This is a genomic window from Streptomyces niveiscabiei (assembly GCF_001419795.1).
GTDB lineage: Bacteria > Actinomycetota > Actinomycetes > Streptomycetales > Streptomycetaceae > Streptomyces > Streptomyces niveiscabiei.
Genome location: NZ_LIRL01001208.1, coordinates 1 through 6,591 on the forward strand (window position 1 = coordinate 1; position 6,591 = coordinate 6,591).

5 protein-coding genes are annotated in these 6,591 nt (G+C 74.2%); 1 reads left to right on the forward strand and 4 read right to left on the reverse strand.

Annotated features, from left to right (window positions below; all coding sequences use genetic code 11):
* Positions 1 to 179: 179 nt before the first annotated feature.
* Positions 180 to 500: an antibiotic biosynthesis monooxygenase family protein gene (locus tag AOK24_RS42100; RefSeq protein WP_055725151.1), complete on the reverse strand. Its 321-nt coding sequence runs from the start codon at positions 498 to 500 to the stop codon at positions 180 to 182.
* A gap of 139 nt (positions 501 to 639) precedes the next feature.
* Here AOK24_RS42100 and AOK24_RS42105 point away from each other — a divergent pair, with 139 nt between their 5' ends.
* Entirely contained in the window at positions 640 to 2,124 is a 1,485-nt protein-coding gene (locus AOK24_RS42105; protein ID WP_055725152.1) for a peptide MFS transporter, read from the forward strand.
* Between the two features lie 26 nt (positions 2,125 to 2,150).
* Here the strand turns inward: AOK24_RS42105 and AOK24_RS42110 are convergent, their stop codons facing one another.
* The 3 genes from AOK24_RS42110 to AOK24_RS42120 form a co-directional block, all read right to left on the reverse strand.
* Complete coding sequence (locus AOK24_RS42110; RefSeq protein ID WP_055725153.1) at positions 2,151 to 3,392, reverse strand: MFS transporter; 1,242 nt, start codon at positions 3,390 to 3,392, stop codon at positions 2,151 to 2,153.
* 43 nt (positions 3,393 to 3,435) lie between these two features.
* Positions 3,436 to 4,227 (reverse strand): alpha/beta fold hydrolase, encoded by a 792-nt coding sequence (locus AOK24_RS42115; protein WP_055725154.1) that lies wholly within the window; start codon positions 4,225 to 4,227, stop codon positions 3,436 to 3,438.
* Between the two features lie 144 nt (positions 4,228 to 4,371).
* The coding region (locus AOK24_RS42120) for an ATP-binding protein (protein ID WP_055725155.1) at positions 4,372 to 6,591 on the reverse strand (2,220 nt) is incomplete at its 5' end.

Here is a 6,591-nt window from a genome sequence, read left to right on the forward strand (position 1 = left end):
GCTTCGCCCTCCGGGAACGCCGCGCCCTCGGACTCGCCCTGCCCCGCGCCCACGCGGGCATCCGCCGCTGGACTGGGCCCCCGGCCCGACGCCCCCTTCGCCCACCCCGGCGTCGACGAGGGCGCCGGGGTGCCGACCGGTGAGGGCCGCGGCACCCCGTCGCCGTACCCGGCGGACGCCTACGCCCCGCTCCCCCGCAGCGCGCACACCGTCTGGGTGAGCCGCATTTCGCCGCCGCGCCGGTACGGCTGGAGGCGGCGGCGGTTGGTGACGTGTTCCGCGCTGTGCTCGAAGCGGTGGAAGCTCGCCGCGTCGGCCCAGTCGGTGACGACGTAGTAGACGTCCTCCTCGTCCACGGACCGCGCCAGCGACTGCGCCAGATTGCCCGGCCACCCGGCGATCCCGGCGCCCACCTCCTCCCAGACCTTCTCGAACTCGGCGCCGAGTCCTGGCACGGTCTCCATGCGGAGCATCACGCGGAAGGGAAGGGAATCCGGCATCGGGGCCACCTCCTGATCGGGGGCGCCAAGTCTGCGGACCGCGCCTCGACACCCGCTCGAAGCGCACCCTTCGAGCCGGACTCCACCGCCCTTGGACCCCCTGGCGTCAGCCTCTCCTCCCCGTCTCCTTGGAGGAGCCATGACCGCCCCGGCGAAACCGACCGTCCTCCAGCGACCGACCGGCAGACCGGGCCCGCTCGGCTGGCCCCGCTGGTTCACGACGCTGTTCGGCACGGACATCTGGGAGCGGTTCAGTTTCTACGGCATGACGGCCATCCTCGTCCTGTACGCGACGGAGGAGACCGCGGCCGGCGGCCTGGGCCTCTCGGACAGCGACGCGACCCTGCTGTTCGGCCTGTACATGGCGTCCGTGTTCCTGTGCTCGGTCCCGGGCGGCTGGCTGGGCGACCGCCTGTTCGGCGCGTCGAGGGCGGTCCTGTACGGCGGTGTCCTGATCGCCTGCGGCCACGTGTCGATGGCGGTACCGGGCCATGTCCTCTTCTACCCCGGCCTCCTCCTGATCGCCGCGGGCACCGGCCTCCTGAAGCCGAACATGGCGAACCTGCTGAGCGCGTTCTACGCCCCCGGCGACCGCGCGGCCCGCGACGCCGGGTTCGCGGTCTTCTACATGAGCGTCCAGGTGAGCGCCCTCGCCGCCCCGGTCCTGGTCGGCGCGGTGGGCGAGACCGTCGACTGGCACCTGGGCTTCGGCCTCGCGGCCGTCGGCATGGCCCTGGGCCTCCTCCAGTACGTCCGGGGCACCCGGCACTTCGGCGACACGGGCGCCGCCCCGTCCCGCGCGGCGACCCCGGCCCAGCGCACCCGCGTCCTGCGCCGCACGCTGGCCTGCCTGGCCGCGGTGACCGTCCTGTACGGCACGGACGCGGCGCTCGGCACCTTCCGCATCGTCCATGTCATGGCCCTGATCGGCCTGTCGACGGTCGTGGTCCCGGCCGTCTTCTTCTGGCGCCTCCTGCGCAACCCCCTGCTGACCCCCGCCGAACGCATCCGCGTGAAGACCTACATCTGGCTCTTCCTCGCCTCCGCCCTGTTCTGGGCGATGTTCCTCCAGGGCGGCTCGGTCTTCTCGCTCTTCGCCAAGGAGTCCACGGACCGCACGGTCGGCGGCTTCACGATCCCCACGAGCTGGTTCCAGTCGGCGACCCCGCTCTTCGTCCTCCTGACGGCCCCCCTGTTCGCCGCCCTCTGGAAACGCGCGGGCGACCGCCTGAACACGGCCGTCAAATTCGGCATCGGCATGATCTGCACGGCCCTGTCGTACGCGGTGATGTCCCTGGCGGCCTGGCAGTCGGCGTCGGGCCCGGTCTCCCCGTGGTGGCTGGTGGCGGCGTTCCTCCTCCTGGCGGCCGGCGAGGTCGCCTTCGCCCCGGTGGGCATGAGCGCCACGACGGCCATCGCCCCCGCGACCTTCGTGAGCCAGATGGTCGGCCTCTTCTGGCTGGCCGGCGCCCTGGGCGGCGGCCTCGGCGGCAACGCCCTCAAGGCCTCCGGCGACGAGACCCCGTCCCCGGCCTACTTCCTGACCCTGGGCCTGATCACCCTGTCCGTCGGCCTCACCCTGATCCTCACCCGCGCCCCCTTGGGCCGCCGCCTCGGCGTCTGACCCCGGCACCCCCTCCTGGCGGACGTTCAGGCGCCGGCCAGAGCGGGCGCCGGCCTCACCCGGCCGACGGTCGTGACGTACAGGAGCAGACCGGCGGTGGTGAGCACGAAGCCGGCCCAGACGGTGGACAGGGTCCCCCAGCCGGCGTCGAGGGCGACCGCGCCGCCGACCGCGCCGAGGCAGTTGGCCAGGTTGAGGGCGGCCAGGTTGAGCGTCCCCATCAAGGTCGGGGCGTCCGGGGCGAGCGCGGTCAGCCGGACCTGGATGGTGGGGATCGCGAACATCATGGCCGCGCCCACCCCGAACAGGCAGGGCAGCAGGACCGCCAGCCGGTCGCCCGCCACCCCGATCAGCACCAGGAACACCAGCGTGCCGCCGTAGCCCCGGACCAGACCGCGGTGCGCGTACCGGTCGGCGACCCGCCCCCCGGCGTGGTTGCCGGCCGCCATGCCCAGCCCGAAGACGGCGAGCGCGACCGGGATGAGCGAGGCGTCCCGCAGCGCCGCGTCGGTGACGAACGGTCCGATGAACGTGTAGACGGCGAAGATGCTGGAGATGCCGAGCGCGGCGACGGCGACCGTCGACCAGACGCCCCGCCGCCGCAGCCCGCCCAGTTCGCCCGTGAGGGAGCTGCCGCGCAGGTCGTCGGTGCGCGGCAGCCAGGCCAGCAGGGCGGCTCCGGCGAGCAGGCCGACGGCGACGACGGTCCCGTACAGGGCGCGCCAGCCGGCGTGCTGGCCGACGAAGGTGCCGAGCGGCGACCCGGCGATGGTGGCGAGGGTGAGCCCGCCCATCACGGTGGCGAACGCCTTGCCGCCCTTGCCCGGCCCGTACACGTACGCGGCGACGACGGCTCCGGCGCCGAAGAACGCGCCCTGCACGCTGCCCGTGACGAACCGGCAGGCGACGAACGTCACGATGTCCGGCGCCAGCGCCGAGAGCCCGTTGCCGAGCAGGAACAGCCCGATCAGACCGAGCAGCAGCGTGCGCCGGTTGACCCGGGCCGCGAGCAGGGTGATCACCGGGGAGCCGATCATCACGCCGACCGCGTACGCGGTGATCGCGTAGGTCGCGACCGGGACGGACACGCCGAGGTCGGCCGCGAACAACTGGATGACGCCGTTGCTGCCGAACTCGCCGGCGCCGATCGCGAAGGTGCCCAGCGCCAGGGCGAACAGTGTCGGTCTCGGGTTCCTGATGGGCGACTTCGCTGAGGTGTGCCGCTTCTCCTCGGCGGCGCACTGGCCGCCGTAGGCACGCTGATGCATGGTCCTGCCTCGTCTCGTCGTCGGCGGAGGGGTCGCGGCGGTGTCAGCGCGCGGCGCGCGCGACGAGGGCCGCGGTCTCGGCGGGCCGGGCGGTCATCGCGACGTGCGAGGCGTCGGTCTCGACGGTGCGCGCGCCGGCCCGGCGTGCCATGAACCGCTGGGCCGCCGGGGGCAGCACCCGGTCGTCGCGGCCCACGAGGTACCAGGACGGGACGCTCCGCCAGGCCGGCGCGCCGGACGGCTCCCCGAGGGCGCGCGTGTCGGCGGGCCGCTGACCGGCCCACATCAGGTGGGTGGCCGCCCTCGGCAGGTCCCCGGCGAACACGTCGTGGAAGCGTTCCTTCTTGATGTAGGCGTCGACGAGGCCCTCTCCGTAGGGGCGGAAGTCCAGTGCCGTCTCGTCGAGCAGGCTTCCCGGGTACGCCGTCTGGAGGCCCAGCAGCGTCTCCCCCTCGTCGGGTACGAAGGCGTCGACGTACACCAGCGCCTTCACGTTCGGGTTGCCGGTCGCGGCGTTCGTGACGACCATCCCGCCGTAGGAGTGCGCGACGAGGACAAGCGGGCCGGCGAGGGTCGCGAGGATGCCGGCCAGGTAGGCGGAGTCGGCGGCCACGCCGCGCAGCGGGTTGGGCGGGGCGATGACCGGGTGGCCGGCGCGGACGAGGCGGGAGGCGACGCCGTTCCAGCCGGAGGCGTCGGCGAACGCGCCGTGCACGAGGACGACGGTGGGCCCGCGTCCGCCTGCGGTGTGTGCCTGTGCGGCGGGCGCGTCGAGTGCGGCGCCCAGTGCGACGGCGGCGGATCCGGCCAGCAGCCCCCGGCGAGTTGTCGTCATGACGGTATGCCCTTCGGTGTCCGGTGGTGATCGCGGCTCAGCGTAGAAACGGCCACTGGACGGGCGCTGAACGCCGGTCGGGCGTCTCCCGGGCCGGTTCACGGGTGGTTCCGTCGTCGTCCAGCGCGCCGGATCAGCGGGCGGTCACGCGGTGTCCGCGGACTCCGAGAGGAAGCGTTCGGCGCGGCGCGCGAACAGGTGCGCCTCGCTCGCGGTGGCTCGCGCGCGGGCCTGTTCGGCGGTGGCGCGGACCGCGGCGAGGGGGGCGCCGCGGGCCTGGAGCAGGCGTGCCCGCACCAGCAGGAGCAGCCCTTCGGCGTACCGCTGGCCGTGGTCCCGCAGGGTCCGGTCGGCCCGGTCGAGCGCTGCGGCGGCCCGGTCGGGCGACCCGGCCGCCAGCCACATCTCGGCGATCAGCACGTAGTGGTGGGTGAGGCCCCACTGCGGCGGATCGAGCAGGTGGGCGGCGAGCAGTGCCTCCGCCTCGGCCGCTGCGCCGGCCGGGTCATCGCCGGTGAGGGCGCGCCCCCAGCACCAGCCCTGCCGGATGTAGTGGTCCCGCTGGGTGCGCAGCCGGTCGAGGCCGGCGGCGGCCCACCGCTCGCCGGCCCGCCGTGCGGCCTCAGCGTCCCCGGCCATGGCGGCGATCATGGTCGTGTAGTAGACCCGGACCGACGCCGCGTACGGGTCCTCCGCGGGGTCCCCCGTGCCGACGCAGGCCAGCGCCGCGCCGACGTCGCCGCGCAGCGCGGTCATGGCCGCCCGCATGAAGGGCCCTTCCCTGATGGTGAGGCCGTCGCGCCTCATCGGTGTCTCCCGGCCCGGGGCGTCGGCGTCGGTCTCCGCCTCGGTGAAGGACCGGTGCGCCTCGCCGATGGCGCCGATGTCCCACTGGTGCAGGCCCCAGGCCAGCCGGCCGTAGCGGACGACGACCGGGTCGTCGGACGTCCGGCCCAGGTCGCGCATGCGGCGGGCCAGCTGTCCCCGGCCGTTCTCCAGGGAGGTGTGGGCACCGACCAGGCGGATGAACAGGAAGTCGGCGGCCTCCGACTCCCGGCCGAGGGCGTCGGCCAGGTACTCGGCGCGCTCCAGCAGGTCGAAGGTCGAGGCGTCGTAGCCCGCCTCGCGCCGGACGACGATCGCGAGGAGCGTGAGCGCGGAGAACTCCAGCTCCATCAGCCCGGAGGCCCGGGTGGCCTGGACGGCGGCACGCAGCAGCCGGCCGGCGGACTCGAAGGCGAGCTTGGCCGCCGCGCGGCGCCCGGCGTGGATGACCGCACGCGCGGTGCGGTCGGGCTCGGCGAGAGGGCCCGCCGCCCACAGGTGGTGGGCGAGGCGTTCGGCGGCGCACTCGTCGTCGGCGTGGGTCTCTTCGAGCGCGTCCGCGACACGCAGATGCATGTGCGCGGCCCGCTGCTCCGTCGCGGTGCCGGAGACCGACTCGCGCACCAGGTCGTGGGCGAAGCGGAGCGCGGACCGGTCGTGCGGCGCCGGTTCGAGCAGGCCCAGCGTCCGCAGCGGCTCCAGGTGCCGCAGGCAGTCCGCGACATCCACGCCGCCGGCCCGGGACAGCAGCCTGAGGTCGACGTCGCGGCCGATGAGCGCGGCCATGTGCAGCAGGTCGCGGGCACCGTCGTCGAGCCCGGCCATCCGGTCGCGGACGACGTCGTGGACGGTGGAGGGGACCCCGGCCGTGGACAGGTCGCCGTCGCCGAGCGCGCCGTCCCTGCTGAGCAGCCGGGACAGTTCGAGGACGAAGAACGGGTTGCCGGAAGTACGGGCATGAATGGCACCGGCGACGGCGTCGCCGGGGTCCTGGCCGACCTCGTGCCGGACCAGCTCGGCCACATCGGCCCGACCCAGCGGGCCGAGCCGCAGCCTCCGATGACCCGGCAGGCGGCCGGCAGCGGCCAGCGTCCGCGAAAGCTCCGGTCCGACCGCAGGCGCACGGTCGCGCAACGCCCCGATGACCACGGTCCCCCGAGGCAGCCGCTCCGCCAGATGCCGCAGCAAAAGCAGGGAGGTGGCATCGGCCCACTGAAGGTCGTCCAGCACAAGGAGGACCGGCCGCAGCGCCGAGGCCTCTCCAACGAGGCCGACGACCTGCTCGAACAACCGGAACCGCGCATTCCCATCGGGCACCTCCCGTGGCATGCCGTCCTGCGCGGCAAGAAGGCTCCCGAGGACGCCGGTGAGCCACGTTTCCCCTGCCAGAGCGGGCAAAGCCCGAACAAGCCGCCCAAGTACCTGCTCCCACACCCACATCGCCGGCGTCCCGTCCCCCTCCAGACAGGTACCCCACACGGCAACCACCCCCAGCCGCCCCGCCTCGGCCGCAGCCTCCTCCAACAGCCGAGTCTTCCC